This window comes from Actinocorallia longicatena (assembly GCF_039534125.1).
GTDB classification, from domain to species: Bacteria; Actinomycetota; Actinomycetes; order Streptosporangiales; family Streptosporangiaceae; genus Actinocorallia; species Actinocorallia longicatena.
Genome location: NZ_BAAAUV010000045.1, coordinates 1 through 16,169, shown reverse-complemented (window position 1 = coordinate 16,169; position 16,169 = coordinate 1). Strand labels below are relative to the sequence as shown.

The following is a 16,169-nucleotide window of genomic DNA, read 5'->3' as shown; positions in this document are numbered from 1 at the left end:
CCCGCCGGGCGGCGGCGCGGTCAGGCCTCCTGGACGCGCCGGGCGAACACCAGGGCCGTGCCCATCGGAAGGGCCAGAAGGATCAGCAGCCCCGCCAGCGCCGCGTAGGACAGCGTGGAGACGATCACCCCCGCGACCAGGCCGCCGAGCGCCGCCCCGCCGTTCATCAGCAGGTCCGACAGGCCCTGGACCGAGGGCCGGAGATCGACGGGAACCGACTCGGTCAGCAGTGCAGAACCCGCGACCAGCCCGCACGACCAGCCGACGCCCAGCAGCATCAGCGCCAGGCTGAGCTGGACGAGCGCGTGCTCGTCCGCCGTGCCCGCCACCAGTGCCGCGCAGACGATGAGGATCATTCCCAGCAGCAGCACGGGGACGTGCCCGAACTGGTCGGCCAGCCAGCCGACCAGCGGGGAGAGGGCGTACATGCCCGCGATGTGCAGGCTGATCACCACCCCGACCGCGTCGAGGCTCGCGCCGCCGTGGTCGAGATGGACCGGCGTCATCGACATCAGCGCCACCATCGAGGTGTGGCTGACCACGATCGCCGCGACCGCTATCCCGGCGCTCGGCGACTGCCGCAGGACCGTCCAGGCCGCGCGCATCGACCGCTCAGGAGCGATCTCCCCGCGGTCGCTGCCCAGATGCGCCACCTGGAGCGGGTCGGGACGCAGCCCGGTGAAGACCCCGCCGGTCGCCAGCAGGAACGCCAGGGCGGCCACGAGGTAGACGCCCGTGTGGCCGCCGAAGTCGTCCGCCCGCCCGGCCAGAAGGGGGCCCGCCACCGAGCCGCCGGTCGTCGCCCACACCACGATGCTCAGGTCGCGGGCGGAGTGCCCCGGCCGCGACAGGTCGGTCGCCGAGTAGCGGGCCGCGAGGTTCGCCGCGCTCCCGCCGCCGAAGAACAGCAGCCCGGCCAGGAGCAGCGGCCAGGACCCCGCGCTGACCGCGATCGTCGCGATCAGCGCGCCGAGCAGGCCGCAGCCGTAGGCGAACGTGATCGCCGCCCGCCTGCCGCGGGAGGCGGCCAGCCGCGCGGCGGGCACCGCGACCAGCGCGGCCCCGAGCACGGCGCTCGTCTGGGCGAGCCCGCCGATCGCGTCGCTGCCGGACATGTGCTTGGCCACCAGGGTGCCCGCCGCGACTCCGACGCCCACCCCGATCCCGCCCACCACCTGCGTCGCGGTGAGCACCGACAGCACCCGACGCTGTACGGCCACCCGGTAGTGCGCCTGCTGCGCCGTCCACTGCTGCCCGGATCGCACGGAAGCCATCGTCGCCCTTAGTTGCGTTTAGCGGGATAAGTGCACGTCAGCATAGATGTGCTGATCCACTCGGCGCCATTGTTCGTTTCCTGTTTTCCGTGACGGTTCCAGGGTGCGGTCCGGCGGTCGCTCCGGGGCGTCAACGTCACGGCCGTGAAGGTCGCAATCGTGGCGGAGTCGTTCCTGCCCCGGGTGAACGGCGTGACCAACTCGGTCTGCCGGATCCTTGATCACCTGGCCGCACGCGGGCATGAGGCGCTGGTCGTCGCCCCCGCACCCGGCCCGGACAGCTATGCCGGATTCCCGGTGAAGCTGGTCCCGGGCGTAGCCCTGCCCGTCTACAAGTCCTTCGTCGTCGGGGTTCCCGGCCGGCAGGTCGAGAACGCGCTCCGCGCGTTCCGGCCGGACGTCGTCCACCTGGCCTCCCCGGTGGTGCTCGGCGCGGCCGGCGCCACCGCGGCGCGCAGGCTCGGCATCCCCTCGGTCGCGGTCTTCCAGACCGACCTCGCCGGGTTCTTCCGCCGCTACGGCTTCCGGGGGACCGACGCGATGCTCTGGTCCTGGCTGCGGCGCGTCCACGCCAGGGCCGACCGGACGCTCGTCCCGTCCTCGCCCACCTTCCGGGAGCTGGAGGAGCAGGGTTTCCCCCGGCTGGAGCTGTGGGGCAGGGGCGTCGACCAGACGGCCTTCCACCCCCGGCACCGGTCGGCCGAACTGCGCGCCAGGCTCGCCCCCGCCGGAGAGAAACTGATCGGCTACGTCGGCCGGATCGCACCGGAGAAGCAGGTCGAACTGCTGACCCGGCTGGTCGGGGTGCCGGGATCCCGGCTGGTCGTCGTCGGGGACGGGCCCGCCGAACGGCGGCTGCGCGGGCTCCTGCCCGAGGCGGTCTTCCTCGGCTTCCGGACCGGCGGCGAGCTCTCGGAGATCGTCGCCTCCCTCGACGTGTTCGTCCACACCGGGGCGAACGAGACCTTCTGCCAGGCCGTCCAGGAGGCGCTGGCCTCCGGCGTCCCGGTGGTCGCCCCGGCCGCCGGAGGCCCGCTCGACCTGGTCAGGCCCGGCGTCAACGGGCTGTTGTTCCCCCCGTCCGACGGCACGTCCCTGCGCGCCGCCGTCACCACGCTCGTCACCGACGACGCCATGCGCGCCCGGCTGGCCGCGGGAGCCCTCCCCTCGGTGCGCCCCCGCACCTGGGAGGCCGTCTGCGACCAGCTCCTCGCCCACTACTCCGAGGTCATCTATGGCTCCGCCGCCCGCCACCGCGCCGCCTGAGTTCACTCTGGTCGTCTCGGTCCACGACGTGGCCCCGGCCACGCTTCCCGAGACGGCCGCGTGGCTCGGCGACCTGGACGCCCTGGGCGTCCCGGCGACGCTCCTGGTCATCCCCTCGGCCTTCGCCGGCGGCCCCTCCCTCGCCGACGACCCCGGCACCGCCGCCGCGATCCGGCGGGCGCGCGACCGCGGCCACGAGGCGTCGCTGCACGGGTTCACCCATGTGGGCGTGCCCGGCGGGCCTCCCTGGCGGCAGCGGGTGAACCAGATCATGGCCCGCGGGGCGGGGGAGTTCTGCGCCCTCGGTGAGGACGAGGCCCGGCGGCGGCTGGAGGCGGGGCTCGCCGTCCTCACCGCCGCGGGCCTGCCGGTCACCGGGTTCACCCCGCCCGGCTGGCTCGCCTCGCCCGGCACCAGGGCCGCCCTGGACGGCCTGGGCTTCACCTACTGGACCAGCCAGGCGGCCGTCCATGATCTCGGCGGCGGCCGGGCCCTGAGAATGCCCGCGCTGTCGCACCGGCCGGGCGGGCGCGGCGAGCGGACCGGCGCCCGGCTCATGGTCCAGGCCTCGCGGCTGTTCGCCCGCACCCGCAGGCCGTTCCGGATCGCCCTGCACCCGGCCGACCTGGGCCGTCCCGGGCTGCGCGAGGCGGCGCTCGCCTCGATCGGGCACGCCCTGTCGGCGGGGGCCCGCCCGGTCACCTACGAGGCCCTGGTGACCTCCGCACGATGAGGATCGTGCAGCTCGCCAACCTCTACAGCCCGGTGTCCGGCGGGCTGCGGACGGCCGTGGACGCCCTCGGCCGCGGTTACGCGGCCGCGGGGCACGAACGCGTCCTGGTCTTCCCCGGCAAGGCCTTCACCCGGAGGGACACCGAGATGGGGACGGTGATCACCGTCCCGGGGCCCTCGGTGGCGCCCGGCTACCGGTTCGTGCTCGACCCCCGGCCGGTGCTGCGCGTCCTGGAACGGGTGCGACCCGACGTCATCGAGGTGTCGGACAAGGCCACGCTGGCCGTCGCCGCCCGCTGGGCCCGGGGGAGGGGCGTGCGGTCCGTCCTGTTCTCCCACGAGCGGATCGACGCCATCCTCGCGCCCCGGCTGCCGCGCTGGATGCCGCTGGAACGCGGCGCCGACTGGTGGAACCGCAGGCTGGTCGCCGAGTTCGACGCGATCGTCGTCACCTCCGACTACGCCGCCGAGGAGTTCCGGCGGGTCGGCGCGGCCGAGGTGCACCGGGTCCCGCTCGGCGTGGATCTCGGCACGTTCCGGCCGTACCCGAGGATCGCCGCCCGGCAGGCACGGCTGGTGCAGCTCGGACGGCTGTCGAAGGAGAAACGGCCGGGACTCGCGCTGGCGGCCGTCAGGGAACTCGTCGCCCGGGGCCTGGACGTGCGGCTCGACGTGATCGGCGACGGCGAACTCGGCCCCGCCATGCGGTCCGCCGCCCGCGGGCTGCCCGTCACCTTCCACGGGCACCTCGGCTCGCGCGAAGATGTCGCCCGGCTGCTGGCGGCCGCCGACGTGGCGCTCGCCACCTGCCCGATCGAATCGTTCGGGCTCGCCGTCCTGGAGGCCCTGGCCTGCGGGACGCCCGTCGTCGCCGCGGACAGGGGAGCGGCGGGCGAACTGCTCGTGGCCGGGGCGGGGGTGGCCGTCCCCGCGACGGGCCGGTGCCTCGCCGACGGCGTCGAACGGATCCTGGCCAGGCCGGGGCCCGAACGGACCGCCGCGGCCAGGGCGCGGGCCGAGCACTACCCCTGGAGCGCGGCCGTTTCCGGCATGCTGGCCGTGCACGCGGGGGGTGCGGGCGAAATCCGCTGAGGCGGCGGTAACCTCGTTCCCGTGCGACGGTTCTTCACTCCCGCCTGGCTGGGCATCCACGCCATTGCGATCACCCTGTTCGGGGCCTTCCTGGCCTTCGGGTGGTGGCAGCTCGCCCGTGCCCAGGGCGGTAATGCCCGGAGCTGGGGCTACACCTTCGAATGGCCGCTGTTCTCGATCTTCGTGGTCGTCATGTGGGTGAAGATGATCCGCGACGAGCTCAAGGGCGTCGGCACCGGTGCCGAGGTGCCCGAACAGGCCGAGAACGTCCGTCCGCTCAGCGAGATGGAGAAGATCAAGGCGGCCGAGGCGGAGAACCCCGACCTCGCCGCCTACAACCGTTACCTCGCCCGCCTCAACTCCCAGCGCCGCTAAGGAAGACCCGTGGAAGCTGCCGTCAACCGATTCCGGATCATCGCCTACATCGTCGGCGTCCTCCTGGTGCTGCTGACCGTCGGCATGATCATGAAGTACACGCCGATCGACGATCCGACCCTGGCCGGGATCGTCGCGCCGATCCACGGGCTGTTCTACATGATCTACCTGGCGGCCGGGTTCGACGTGTGGCGCCGGGCCGGCTGGGAGCCCAAGCGGATGCTCCTCATCGCCCTCGCCGGGATCGTGCCGGGCCTCACCTTCTTCGTCGAGAAGCGGATCGTCGCGGACGCCCGGTCGGCCGTCCCGCTCCAAGCCTGAGAAAACAGGCCCGAGGCAGATGGCCTCGGGCCCGCTTCAGGGGTCTGGCGTATGCGTCAGCGCGTCATCAGATCAGGGGATGGCGGCCCCTTCCCGCGCCCCGGCCGGGCGCCGGCGGCCGTGAGCCGGGCGGTGGTTCACCGGGGCGGCCCTCCGTTCACTTTGCGTCACCATCTCGTGACCTTGAGTACCCGCTGGTCAAGCGGGGGTAAACGCAGGTCAAGCGCCTTTCTTTGAACGGGTGCCGGCAGGCGTCGTCACGGTGTGTGCCCGATGGTCCGGCTCCGTGTCGATCGCTCAGAGCGAACGCGGGGATGGAATGGATCGGGAGCACGTTTGTTGAGTGCAAGTGACTCAAGAAACGTGATTCTTAGGAGCAGGACATGAGTGAGACGCTGACGGTGCCGGTGCTGCCGCTGGACGACACGGTCGTCCTGCCCGGGATGGTCGTCCCGCTGGAGCTCGCCGACGGTGAGGTCCGCGCGGCCATCGAGGCGGCGCGCGCCGGGCGCGCGTCCGGCAAGCCCAGGGTCCTGCTGGTCCCGCGCGTCGACGGGCGGTACGCCGCCTACGGCGTGCTCGCGGTCGTCGAGCAGGAGGGACGGCTGCCCGGCGGCGAGCCCGGTGCCGTGGTCCGCGCGACCACCCGGGTGAAGATCGGAACGGGGACCACCGGTCCCGGCGCCGCGCTGTGGGTCGAGGGCGAGACCGTCGAGATCCCCAAGGCCGCGGACACCGCCGACCTGGTCAAGGAGTACAAGGGCCTGGTGCAGGCGATCCTCCAGCACCGCGGTGCCTGGCAGCTCGTCGACATCGTCCAGCAGATCGACGACCCGTCGCTGCTGGCCGACCAGTCCGGCTACGCGCCCTACCTGACCGTCGAGCAGAAGATCCAGATCCTCGAGACCCCGGACGTCGTCGAGCGGCTGACCCGGGTCATCGGCTGGGCTCGCGACCACCTCGCCGAGCTCGACGTCGCCGAGACCATCCGCAAGGACGTCCAGGAGGGCATCGACCAGCAGCAGCGCGAGTTCCTGCTCCGCCAGCAGCTCAAGGCCGTCCGCAAGGAGCTGTCGGAGCTCAACGGCGACAGCGAGGGCGAGGAGGAGGACTACCGCGCCCGCATCGAGGCCGCGGACCTTCCCGAGAAGGTCGAGAAGGCGGCGCTCAAGGAGGTCGACAAGCTCGAGCGCGCCAGCGACGCCTCACCCGAGGGCGGCTGGATCCGCACCTGGCTCGACACCGTCCTGGAGATCCCCTGGAACGAGCGGTCCGAGGACTCCTACGACATCAAGGGCGCCCGCGAGATCCTCGACGCCGACCACGCCGGCCTCGACGACGTGAAGGAGCGGATCGTCGAGTACCTGGCCGTGCGCAAGCGGCGCGGCGAGCGGGGCCTGGGCGTCGTCGGCGGACGCCGGTCGGGGGCCGTCCTCGCCCTCGTCGGACCGCCCGGAGTGGGCAAGACCTCGCTCGGGGAGTCCGTCGCCCGCGCGATGGGCCGCAGCTTCGTGCGCGTCGCGCTCGGCGGCGTCAGGGACGAGGCCGAGATCCGCGGCCACCGTCGCACCTACGTCGGGGCGCTGCCCGGCCGCATCGTCCGGGCGATCAAGGAGTCCGGTTCGATGAACCCGGTCGTCCTGCTGGACGAGATCGACAAGGTCGGCGCCGACTACCGGGGCGACCCGACCGCAGCCCTGCTCGAGGTCCTCGACCCCGCGCAGAACCACACCTTCCGCGACCACTACCTCGAGGTCGAGCTCGACCTGTCCGACGTGCTGTTCCTGGCGACGGCCAACTCCCTGGATACCATTCCGGGCCCGCTGCTCGACCGCATGGAGCTCGTCTCCCTCGACGGCTACACCGAGGACGAGAAGGTCACGATCGCCCGCGACCACCTCCTGCCCCGCCAGTTCGACAAGGCGGGCCTGGAGCCGGGCGACGTCGTCTTCCCCGAGGAGGCGCTGCGGCTGATCGCCGGGGAGTACACCCGGGAGGCGGGTGTCCGGTCGCTGGAGCGGTCGATCGCCCGGGTCCTGCGGAAGGTGACGGCGAAGGTCGCGCTGGAGCAGGAGTCCCTGCCGGTCGTCATCGGCGACCTGAAGGACTACCTGGGCCGCCCCCGGTTCACCCCGGAGGCGTCGCTGGAGGAGAACGAGCGGCGCACCTCGGTCCCCGGCGTCGCGACCGGCCTGGCCGTGACCGGCGCGGGCGGCGACGTCCTGTACGTCGAGGCGTCCCTCGCCGATCCCGAGACCGGCGACACCGGGGTGACCCTCACCGGCCAGCTCGGCGACGTCATGAAGGAGTCGGCCAGGATCGCGCTGTCCTACCTGCGCTCGCACGGCGCGGAGCTGGAGCTCCCCGTCGGCGACCTGAAGGACCGTGGCGTCCACGTGCACGTTCCCGCCGGAGCCGTTCCCAAGGACGGCCCCTCCGCGGGCGTGACGATGACCACCGCCCTGGCCTCGCTCCTGTCGGGCCGGCCGGTCCGCGGCGACGTCGCCATGACCGGCGAGGTCTCCCTGACGGGCCGCGTCCTGCCGATCGGCGGCGTCAAGCAGAAGCTGCTGGCCGCCCACCGCGCCGGGATCAGGACCGTCCTCATCCCCAAGCGCAACGAGCCCGACCTGGACGACGTCCCGGCCGAGGTCCTCGCGGAACTGGAGGTCCACCCGGTCTCCGACGTCCGCGACGTCCTGCGCATCGCCCTCGAGCCCGCCCGCACGGAGGCCCTGGCCGCCTGATCCGCGCACAGGGGAGCCCCGCACCGCAACCGCCGGCGCGGGGCTCCGCGCGTCCTCAGGCTTTCGGGGTGAGGCGGAAGATGCGGATCTCCCGCTCCAGCCGGGCCTGGTACTTGTCGTAGACCGGCCAGACCCGGTTGAGCTCCGCCCAGACCCTCTCGCGGTCCTCGCCCTCCAGGAGGGCGCCGACGACGTCGTAGGCCTTCTTACGGTATTCGACCCTGGCCTCGGGGGTCTTGATGAGGTTGCCGGTCCAGGCCGGGTGCTTCTCCTGGCCGAAGTTGCTGCCGACGACGATCCAGCCCTCGCCCTCGGGCATGCAGAGCAGCGGCGACAGCCGGGGCTCGCCGCTCTTCGCGCCGATCGTGGTCAGGTAGAGGCTCGGTACCAGCGACTGGCCGAGCATGACCTTGCCGCCGGTGAGCTTGTGGACGGTCCGGTCGAGCCGCGGGACGATCTTCGGGCCCACCTTGCTGAACCACTTGGCGCCGGACATCTTCTGGAACATCGGGCCGAACGCCTTCTGCATGAGGGTCGAGCTGGTCGTAGCACCGGACAAGGGAAGCTCCTGGGGACGGGCCGGGGGGTGCGGACAATCTAGCGCTTGGTTGCTCAATTGGCGAGATCCTCGGTTACCGGGACGCCGCGCGGTGACCGGTGGAAGACTCACAGCGACGATCCCCGGACCCCGAGGCGCATGATCACAGACAAGCACGTCCCCGCGGAGCCGGACGACTTCATCGGCCGTGAACGCGACATCGAGGAGATCGGCCAGCTTCTCGACGCCGTGCGTCTTCTCACGCTCTGCGGGCCCGGTGGCATCGGCAAGACCCGGCTGGCCCTACGGGTCGCGCACACATCCGCGATGGCCTCGGCCTGGTTCGTCGAGCTCGCCGGCGTGAGCCCCGCTGGCCCGGGCGAGGGGGGCGCCGAGACGGTCGAGAGCGTCGCCGACGGGGTGGTGCGGCGGATCGCCCAGGTCGTCGGGGTCGCGGAGGAACCGGAGCAGGACCTGGTCGAGGCGCTGCTGGCCACCCTGAGCGGCCGGTCGGGCCTGCTCGTGCTCGACACCTGCGAGCACCTGGTCGAGGACTGCGCCGAGCTGGCACGGCGGCTGCTGGCCGCCTGTCACCGGATCCGGATCCTGACCACGAGCAGGGAACCGCTGCGGATCCCCGGTGAGAACGTGTGGCGGGTGCCGCCGCTGGAGATCCCCGAACCGGGGCAGGAGGCCGCGGACGCCGAGGCCGTCAGGCTGTTCGCCGCCAGGGCCGGCGCCGCGCGTCCGGGGTTCGTGCTCGACGAGGCCGCCCTGCCCGCCGTCGCCGACGTCTGCCGGATGCTCGACGGCGTGCCGCTCGCCCTGGAACTGGCCGCCGCCCGGATGCGGGTGCTGTCGGTGCGGCAGCTCTCGGCGCGGCTCGTCGACCGGTTCGGCCTGCTGTCGGCCGGTGACAGGACCGCGCCGTCGCGGCAGCGCACCCTGCGGGCTGCCGTCGACTGGAGCCACGACCTGCTCGGCGAGCCCGAGCGGATCCTCCTGCGGCGCCTGTCGGTGTTCGCGGGATGGACCATCGACCCGGCCGAGCGGGTGTGCGCCGACGCCCTCCTGCCCGCCGCGACCGTCCTGGACGCCCTGACCGCGCTGGTGGACAAGTCGCTGGTCGTGGTGGAGCGCGAGGTCGCGGGCCAGGTCAGGTTCCGGCTGCTCAACAGCATCCGCCAGTACGCGGCCGAACGCCTGGCGGAGGCGGGGGAGGAGCGGGCGCTGCGCACCCGGCACCGGGACTGGACCCTGGAGCGAGCCGAGGCCACCGCGCAGACGATCTTCGGCTACCGGCCGGCGGCGTGGGCGGAGAAGGTCCGCCTGATGCGCTCGCACGAGGCCGACCACGACAACACCAGGGCCGCGCTCGCCTGGTCGGCCGAGCACGGCGACCTCGCCGAGGGGCTGCGGCTCTGCACGGTCCTGCGGATGCACGGGGTGGCGCGCGGCGAGTTCACCGAGTGGATCGGCTGGACCCGCCGCTTCCTCGACCTGGCCGAGGACGCGCAGGTGCCGCCGGACGTCGCGGGCGCCGCGGCCGTCGCGCTGGGCGAGATGGGACTGGAGTCACGCGCGCCGGAGCTGACCGAGAGCGCGGTCATCCAGGGGCTCGAACTGCACCGGATGGCGGGGGCCGAGGGAAGACCCGCGCGCGGCCTGCACCTGGCCGCGCTGGCGGCCATGCGGGCGGGTCGGCGGGAACGGGCCGCGCTCCTGCTGGCCGAGGCCGCCGAGGCCGCCCGCGACGACCCCTGGACCACGGCGCTGATCGTCTACTCCCGGGCCGTGCTCCGGTCGGAGGAGGGCGCGGGGCGCGAGGCGCGGCGGCTGGCGGAGAAGGGCATCCTCCTCATGCAGGCCCTCGACCAGCAGTGGGGCGTCGCACGCGGGCACATCATCCTCGGGACCTTCGCCCGCGCCCGCGGCGACCACGACTCGGCCTTCGACCACTTCACCCGGGCCCTGCCGCCGCTGCGCGAGGTCGGCGCCCTGCCCGACCTGGCCCGCTCGCTCGGCGGGCTCGGCCGGGCCGCGCTCCTCCTGGGCGACCCGGCGACCGCGCGGACGGCGCTGCTGGAGAGCCTCGACCTCAGCACGACCATGGGCCTGCGCCTGGGCATCGCCCGCGGCCTGGAATCGCTCGCCGAGCTGCACGCCGCCGAGGGCGACGCGCGCCGGGCGGTCCTGCTGTGCGGCGCCGCCGCCGGGCTCCGCGGCGCCCTCGGCAAGGGGCCCGCGCACGGTGCCAGGCTCGAATCGCTGCTGGAACCGATCCGGCGCTCCCTCGGCGAACCGGCCGTCGCCCGGCTGTGGGGCGAGGGCCGCGGCCTCGACCAGGACGGGGCGCTCGCCCTCGCGGTCGGGGAGGGCCGGGCGCGCCCCCCGGTCCCCACGCCCAGGGACGCCCGGCACGACACCGGCGGCCACGCCCTCCCGGTCCCGCGAAGGCCGGGCCAGTCGAGCGCGCTGACCCGCCGGGAACGCGAGATCGCCCGGCTCGTCGCCCGCGGGCTCGGCAACAGGAGCATCGCGGAGGAGCTCGTGATCAGCCCCGCGACGGTCGCCCGCCACATCACCAACATCCTCACCAAACTCGGCTTCTCTTCCCGCTCCCAGGTGGCCGCCTGGGCGGTGGACAACGAGACGGGGGAGACATGACGCTGCCGGCCGAGCCGAACGGGTTCGTGGGCCGTGAACGGGACATCGAGGAGCTGGTCTCCCTCGCCGACGCGGCACGGCTGGTGACGCTGTGCGGCCCCGGCGGGATCGGGAAGTCCCGGCTCGCCCTGCGGATCGCCCATGTGCTCGGCGCGGAGGAGACGCGCTTCGTCGAGCTCGGCGACCTGCCGCCCGGACGCGACGTGCTCCCGCTCGCCCAGCTTCTGGTGCGGCGGCTCGGGCTCGTCAGGGAGGCCGGAGGGGAGGCCGTCACGGCACTCGCCGACGGGCTGCGCGACCGGACCCTGCTCATCGTCCTCGACACCTGCGAGCACGTCGTCGAGGCCTGCGCCGAGCTCGCGCTGAGCCTGCTGGCCGACTGCCCGGGACTGCGGCTGCTGGCCACCAGCAGGGAACCGCTCCGGATTCCCGGCGAGACCATCTGGCGGGTGCCGCCGCTGGACCTGCCGGGCGAGGACGATCCCGCCGAGAAGATCGCGGAGGCCGAAGCGGTGCGGCTGTTCGCCGCCCGTGCCGCCGCCGCCAGGCCGGGATTCGCGGTGACGAAGGAGAACGCCGCCGCGGTCGTCGAGGTCTGCCGTGCCCTCGACGGGATGCCCCTGGCGATCGAGCTCGCGGCGGCCCGGGTGCGCGTGCTGTCGGTCGAGCAGCTCGCGGCCAGGCTCGCCGACAGGTTCGCGGTCCTGTCCAGCGGAGACCGGACCGCGCCGTCCCGCCAGCGGACGCTCCGCGCCGCCATCGACTGGAGCTACGAGCTGCTGGAAGAACCCGAGAAGCTCCTGCTCAGCAGGCTGTCGGTGTTCTGCGGCTGGACGGTCGAGCAGGCCGAGGGCGTCTGCGCCGACGAGGTCCTCCCCGCCGCCGACGTCCTGGACCGGCTCACGGCCCTGGTCGACAAGTCCCTGGTCGGCGTCGTCGGCGAAAGGGCGGGCGAGGTCCACTTCCGGCTGCTCGACAGCATCAGGGAGTACGCCGCCGAGCGCCTCGCCGGCAGGGACGAGACCGCCGTGCTCAGGGACCGGCACCGCGACTGGTACGTCCGGCTGGCCCGCGAAGGCGTGCTGTCGGCGTTCGGCTGGCGGCGGGTGCCGTGGGGCGAGCAGATCCGGCGGCTGCGGATGGCCGTCGGAGAGCACGAGAACCTCCGGGCGGCCCTCGACTGGTCGTGGGAGCGCGGGGACGTCGAGGCGGGGCTGCGGCTGCTGCCGGCCGTCCATGTGATGAGCATGTCCAGCGGGCATCTGGCCGACTGGCTGCCGTGGACCGACCGGTTCCTCGCCCGCGCGGACGAGGCACCGCCGGACGCCGCCGCCGTCGCGATCGTCACCCGGGTCAGGCTCGCCCAGGAGTTCCACGATTTCGGCCCCGACACCGGCACGCTCACCGAGCGGGGGGTCGAGCTGAGCCGGGCTTGCGGCGACGACCGGCTCCTCGCGTTCGCCCTGTTCAACCGGTCGGTCCACCATCTGACGGCCGTCCGGTTCGAGGAGGCGGAGGCCGACCTCGACGAGTCCGAGGCGCTGGCCCGCGCGTCCGGCGACGCCTGGAACGAGGCCGTCGCCTGCTACGGCCGGGCGATGCTCCAGCTCATGCGAGGACGCTCCCGGGAACCGGTCGAGCTGTGCGAGCGGGGCGTCGCGCTGATGGCGGGAGCGGGCCTGCGCTGGGGCGTCGCCCGCGGCCGGGTGCTGCTCGGCACCCTGGCCAGGGAGCGCGGCGACCAGGCCGAGGCCCACCGCCAGTTCACCGAGGCGCTCGGCCCGCTGCGGGACCTCGGCGCCCGGCCGGAGATCGTCCGCTGCCTCGCCGGATCGGGGCACGCCGCCGTCGGCCTCGGCGACCTGCCCGGCGCGCGCCGCTCGCTCACCGAGGCGCTGGTCCTCGGCCGGGAGCTGGGCATGCACCGCGTCGTGGCGCGGTCCCTGGAGGCGCTGGCGAACCTGCACGCCGCCGAGGACGACCCGCGCACCGCCGTCGTCCTGGCCGCGGCGGCGACGGCGCTGCGCGAGGCGGTCGGCAAGGACCTCAGCTCGCGCGCCCGGCTGGAGTCCCTGCTGGAGCGGGTCCGCGCCCAGCACGGCGCCCCCTACGTGGCCCTCTGTGGGGCGAGGGCCGGGCGCTCCCGCTGGAAGAGGTGATCCGCATCGCCCTGGCCGCCGCACCGGCCGTCCCCGCGCCTCGCTCCGATGCCGCCGCGGCGCCTGGCGCCCGCGCCCGGATCCAGCCGGTGACCCCGCCGAGCTCCCTCACCCAGCGCGAACGAGAGATCACCGCGCTGATCGCCCGGGGCCTCAGCAACAAGGCCATCGCCGAGGAACTCGTGATCAGCCCCGCGACGGTCGCCCGCCACGTCACCAACATCCTCACCAAGCTCGGCTTCACCTCCCGCTCCCAGGTCGCCGCCTGGTCCGTCGAGCGCGCCTAGGGCCTGTCTCGAGGTCGGCGCCCGTGGCGAGCGGCGTTCAGGTGCGTGCCCTGGTGGTGCGGAGGAGGGAGTCAGCCTGGTGTGGCTGGCGACTGACGACAAGCCTCCAGGGTGCGTGCCTGGGCGTCGCGCAGCAGGGCAGGTGACTTCGAGACAGGCCCTAGGCGATATTCAGGGCCGAAAGCGGCGGACGAAGCGCTTCTGCCAAGGGGTTTCGACGGCTCTGGGGGAGTAGACGCGGCGGATGTGGGCGACGGCCTCGTCCGGGGGGACGCCGTCGAGGACGGCCAGGCAGGCCAGTGCGGTGCCGGTGCGGCCACGGCCGCCGCCGCAGGCGAACTCGACGCGTTCGGTGGAGGCGCGCTCCAGGGCCTCGGCCAGGGCGGCGCGGAGAACGGCGGGGTCCGAGGGGAGCAGGAAGTCGGGCCAGCGGACCCAGCGCGACTCCCAGGACGTCTCGATGGGACGGCCCAGCAGGTAGACGCCGAACTCCGGGAGCGGACCGCCGGGGGTGGCCGAGCGGAGGCCGCGGCCGCGCACCAGCCGCCCCGAGGGGAGCTCCAGGACGCCCGGACCGTCCGGCGCCCAGCCCATCAGGCGTGCACCGAGGTGCGGGAGCCGGTCCGGGACTTGTGCAGGCGGAGCTGGGCGGGAATGCGGACCCGCAGCTCGGCGACGTGGCTGACCACGCCCACGGTCCTGCCGCCGTCGCGCAGCGCGTCGAGCACGTCCATCACCTCGTCCAGGGTGTCCTCGTCGAGGGTGCCGAAACCCTCGTCGACGAAGAGGGTGGAGATCTCGGTGCCGCCCGCCTCGGCCGTGACGACGTCCGCCAGGCCCAGCGCGAGGCTGAGGGAGGTGATGAAGGACTCGCCGCCCGACAGCGTGGCCGGGTCGCGGTCCTGGCCCGTCCAGCCGTCGATGACGCGCAGGCCGAGGCCGCCGGAGTTGCGGCTGCGGTCGGCGGCCGACCGGTCGTCGGAGTGCTTCAGCAGGTAGCGTCCCGCCGACATCGTGCCCAGACGCTCGTTGGCGGCGTCGACGACCTGCCCGAGCCGGGCGGAGAGCACATAGGCCGACAGGCGCATGTTCTTGCGGTTGTCGCCCGACTGCCCGGACGTCACGCCCGCCAGCCGGGTGACGACCGCGTGCGCCTCGGCGGCGGGCTCCCAGTCGCGGAGCTGGCCCGCGAGATGGGCGGTCAGGTCGCCGAGCCGGTCGCAGCGGAGCCGGGCCCGGTCATGGGCCTGGGCGACCCGCGTGTGGTGGGCCTCGGCGGCGTGGAGCGCGGACTCCAGCGCCGCGAGATCGGCGGCCGGTGCCGCGGCGGCGGCGTGCAGGACGGGGTCGGCGAGGAGCTCGCGGACGGCCGCCTCCTCCGCGTCGTGCCTCCTGGCCTGCGCCTCCAGCGGCGCACGGTCGTGGACGACGGCCGCGGCGGCCTGCTCGGGCGTGGCGAACCCGGCGTCGGCGCTCGCCGTGACCAGCTCCTCCTCGGCCTTGCGGAGCTCCAGCTGGGCGGTCTCGGACTGCTCGGCGGCGGTGACGGCCGCGGCGACGAGTTCGGCCTCGCTGGTCAGCCGCTGGATCCTGGCCTGGAGGGAGGGGTCGGCGCCGCGCGCCCGGTCGAGCTCCTCGCGCAGCCGCAGCTCCTCGGCGGCGCCGTTCTGGAGGGCCGCGGCGAGCTCGGTGCGCTGCCGGACCGCCTCGGTGTGCTGGAGCCGGAGCTCCGACAGCCGGTGCTCTCCGGCGGCGAGCTGTCGCTCCAGCTCGTCGCAGCGGAGGCGGGCGGCCTGGCGGAGCTCCAGGTCGCTCCGGGCCGAGTCCAGTGCCTCGGCGAGCGTTTCGACGGGGGCGTCGGTGGTCTCGATCAGGCCGTCGAGCTCGACCCGGAGCCCCGCGAGCTTCACTTCGGCGGTCTCGCGCGCCCGCTGGGCCCGGTCGGCGGCCTGGCCGGCGGCGCGCTCGGACTCCTCGGACGGCACCCCGCCCAGGCCCGTCGCGGGGGCGGGATGTTCGGGCGATCCGCACACGCCGCACGGCAGGCCGTCGACGAGCTGGGCGGCGAGGACGGCGGCCATGCCGTTCAGCCGTTCCTCACGCAGGTCGAGATGGGTCTGTCTGGCGCGCTGGGCCTCGTCGGCGGCCGAGCGCAGCGCCTCTTCGGCGGTGGCCACGGAGCGCCGGACGAGGTCGCGGCGGCGGCCCTGCTCGACGAGCCGCCCCGCCTCCGTGACGTCCTTCTGCGCCGCCTCGATCCCGGCCGCCTTGATCCTGGTGTCGCCGAGGAGCTCGCGTCCCGCCTCGACGGTCCCGGGCAGCTCGGCGAGCTCGGCGGCCAGCCGCTCCTCCGCCTGCTCGGCCAGTGCGAGCCCGGCCCTGCGCTCCTTCAGCTCGTGCTGGGCCTTCAGATGCTTGGCCGCGTGGCCCCTGAACCCGTCGAGGCGGGCGAGCTCGTCGCGCCAGAGCCGGACCTCGGCGAGGCCCTCGGCGGGCTCGCAGGTGCAGGCGGTGTCGAACAGGGCGTCGGGGTCCTGGCAGGTGCACGGCGGTGTCAGGGCGAGCGCCCGCAGCCGGGCGCGTTCGGCCTTGGCCGCCAGATCGGCGGCGATCTCACGCCGCCGGACGGCGGCCCGGCCCAGCGGCACGACCCGGACGGTGCGCTCGTCGACCTCGAGCCGGTCGGCCAGCTCGGCCCCGGCCGGTGCCTG

At 74.1% G+C, this 16,169-nt stretch carries 13 protein-coding genes; 9 read left to right on the top strand and 4 right to left on the bottom strand.

All coding sequences use genetic code 11. The features are described from left to right. Nucleotides 1-20: 20 nt before the first annotated feature. On the bottom strand, nt 21-1,265 hold the full coding sequence (locus ABD785_RS39190; protein ID WP_344839337.1) for an MFS transporter: 1,245 nt from the start codon (nt 1,263-1,265) through the stop codon (nt 21-23). A 153-nt stretch (nt 1,266-1,418) separates the two neighbouring features. Between ABD785_RS39190 and ABD785_RS39185 the strand changes: the two genes are divergently transcribed. The 6 genes from ABD785_RS39185 to lon all read left to right on the top strand — a co-directional run bounded on the left by ABD785_RS39185 (nt 1,419) and on the right by lon (nt 7,807). Then, nucleotides 1,419-2,540: a glycosyltransferase family 4 protein gene (locus tag ABD785_RS39185; protein WP_344839334.1), complete on the top strand. Its 1,122-nt coding sequence runs from the start codon at nt 1,419-1,421 to the stop codon at nt 2,538-2,540. After that, on the top strand, nt 2,509-3,273 hold the full coding sequence (locus tag ABD785_RS39180; protein WP_344839332.1) for a DUF2334 domain-containing protein: 765 nt from the start codon (nt 2,509-2,511) through the stop codon (nt 3,271-3,273). Before ABD785_RS39185 ends, ABD785_RS39180 begins: the two co-directional genes overlap by 32 nt. Then, complete coding sequence (locus ABD785_RS39175; protein ID WP_344839330.1) at nt 3,270-4,364, top strand: glycosyltransferase; 1,095 nt, start codon at nt 3,270-3,272, stop codon at nt 4,362-4,364. Before ABD785_RS39180 ends, ABD785_RS39175 begins: the two co-directional genes overlap by 4 nt. A gap of 21 nt (nt 4,365-4,385) precedes the next feature. Beyond that, the gene (locus ABD785_RS39170) at nt 4,386-4,739 is read left to right on the top strand and encodes a hypothetical protein (RefSeq protein WP_344839327.1); all 354 of its coding nucleotides are present in this window, start codon (nt 4,386-4,388) and stop codon (nt 4,737-4,739) included. A 9-nt stretch (nt 4,740-4,748) separates the two neighbouring features. Further along, complete coding sequence (locus ABD785_RS39165; RefSeq protein WP_344839324.1) at nt 4,749-5,060, top strand: DUF3817 domain-containing protein; 312 nt, start codon at nt 4,749-4,751, stop codon at nt 5,058-5,060. A gap of 383 nt (nt 5,061-5,443) precedes the next feature. Beyond that, nucleotides 5,444-7,807 carry an endopeptidase La gene (lon, locus tag ABD785_RS39160; RefSeq protein WP_344839321.1) on the top strand — a complete coding sequence of 788 codons (2,364 nt, stop codon included), beginning with the start codon at nt 5,444-5,446 and terminating at the stop codon, nt 7,805-7,807. Between the two features lie 55 nt (nt 7,808-7,862). On the opposite strand, the gene ABD785_RS39155 is transcribed toward lon, so the two are convergent. After that, entirely contained in the window at nt 7,863-8,366 is a 504-nt protein-coding gene (locus tag ABD785_RS39155; protein ID WP_344839319.1) for a nitroreductase family deazaflavin-dependent oxidoreductase, read from the bottom strand. Between the two features lie 138 nt (nt 8,367-8,504). Here ABD785_RS39155 and ABD785_RS39150 point away from each other — a divergent pair, with 138 nt between their 5' ends. The 3 genes from ABD785_RS39150 to ABD785_RS39140 are packed head-to-tail and all read left to right on the top strand — an operon-like array spanning nt 8,505 to nt 13,458. Further along, complete coding sequence (locus ABD785_RS39150) at nt 8,505-11,012, top strand: helix-turn-helix transcriptional regulator (protein WP_344839317.1); 2,508 nt, start codon at nt 8,505-8,507, stop codon at nt 11,010-11,012. Continuing rightward, nucleotides 11,009-13,171, top strand: coding sequence for an ATP-binding protein (locus ABD785_RS39145; protein ID WP_344839314.1), 2,163 nt, complete (start codon nt 11,009-11,011; stop codon nt 13,169-13,171). The genes ABD785_RS39150 and ABD785_RS39145 overlap by 4 nt, the downstream gene beginning before the upstream one ends. Next, complete coding sequence (locus ABD785_RS39140; RefSeq protein WP_344839312.1) at nt 13,168-13,458, top strand: response regulator transcription factor; 291 nt, start codon at nt 13,168-13,170, stop codon at nt 13,456-13,458. Before ABD785_RS39145 ends, ABD785_RS39140 begins: the two co-directional genes overlap by 4 nt. A gap of 171 nt (nt 13,459-13,629) precedes the next feature. Here ABD785_RS39140 and ABD785_RS39135 read toward each other — a convergent pair whose 3' ends face one another. Together ABD785_RS39135 and ABD785_RS39130 are read right to left on the bottom strand one after the other, a co-directional pair. After that, complete coding sequence (locus ABD785_RS39135; RefSeq protein WP_344839310.1) at nt 13,630-14,052, bottom strand: protein-tyrosine phosphatase family protein; 423 nt, start codon at nt 14,050-14,052, stop codon at nt 13,630-13,632. Then, nucleotides 14,052-16,169: SbcC/MukB-like Walker B domain-containing protein (locus ABD785_RS39130; protein WP_344839308.1), on the bottom strand; the 2,118-nt coding region annotated here is incomplete at its 5' end. The genes ABD785_RS39130 and ABD785_RS39135, both read right to left, overlap by 1 nt.

Coding starts and splice junctions, on each gene's coding strand:
- ABD785_RS39175 (WP_344839330.1), top strand. CDS start 3,270: ATGAGGATCGTGCAGCTCGCCAACCTCTACAGCCCGGTGTCCGGCGGG.
- ABD785_RS39180 (WP_344839332.1), top strand. CDS start 2,509: ATGGCTCCGCCGCCCGCCACCGCGCCGCCTGAGTTCACTCTGGTCGTC.
- lon (WP_344839321.1), top strand. CDS start 5,444: ATGAGTGAGACGCTGACGGTGCCGGTGCTGCCGCTGGACGACACGGTC.
- ABD785_RS39150 (WP_344839317.1), top strand. CDS start 8,505: ATGATCACAGACAAGCACGTCCCCGCGGAGCCGGACGACTTCATCGGC.
- ABD785_RS39135 (WP_344839310.1), bottom strand. CDS start 14,052: ATGGGCTGGGCGCCGGACGGTCCGGGCGTCCTGGAGCTCCCCTCGGGG.
- ABD785_RS39145 (WP_344839314.1), top strand. CDS start 11,009: ATGACGCTGCCGGCCGAGCCGAACGGGTTCGTGGGCCGTGAACGGGAC.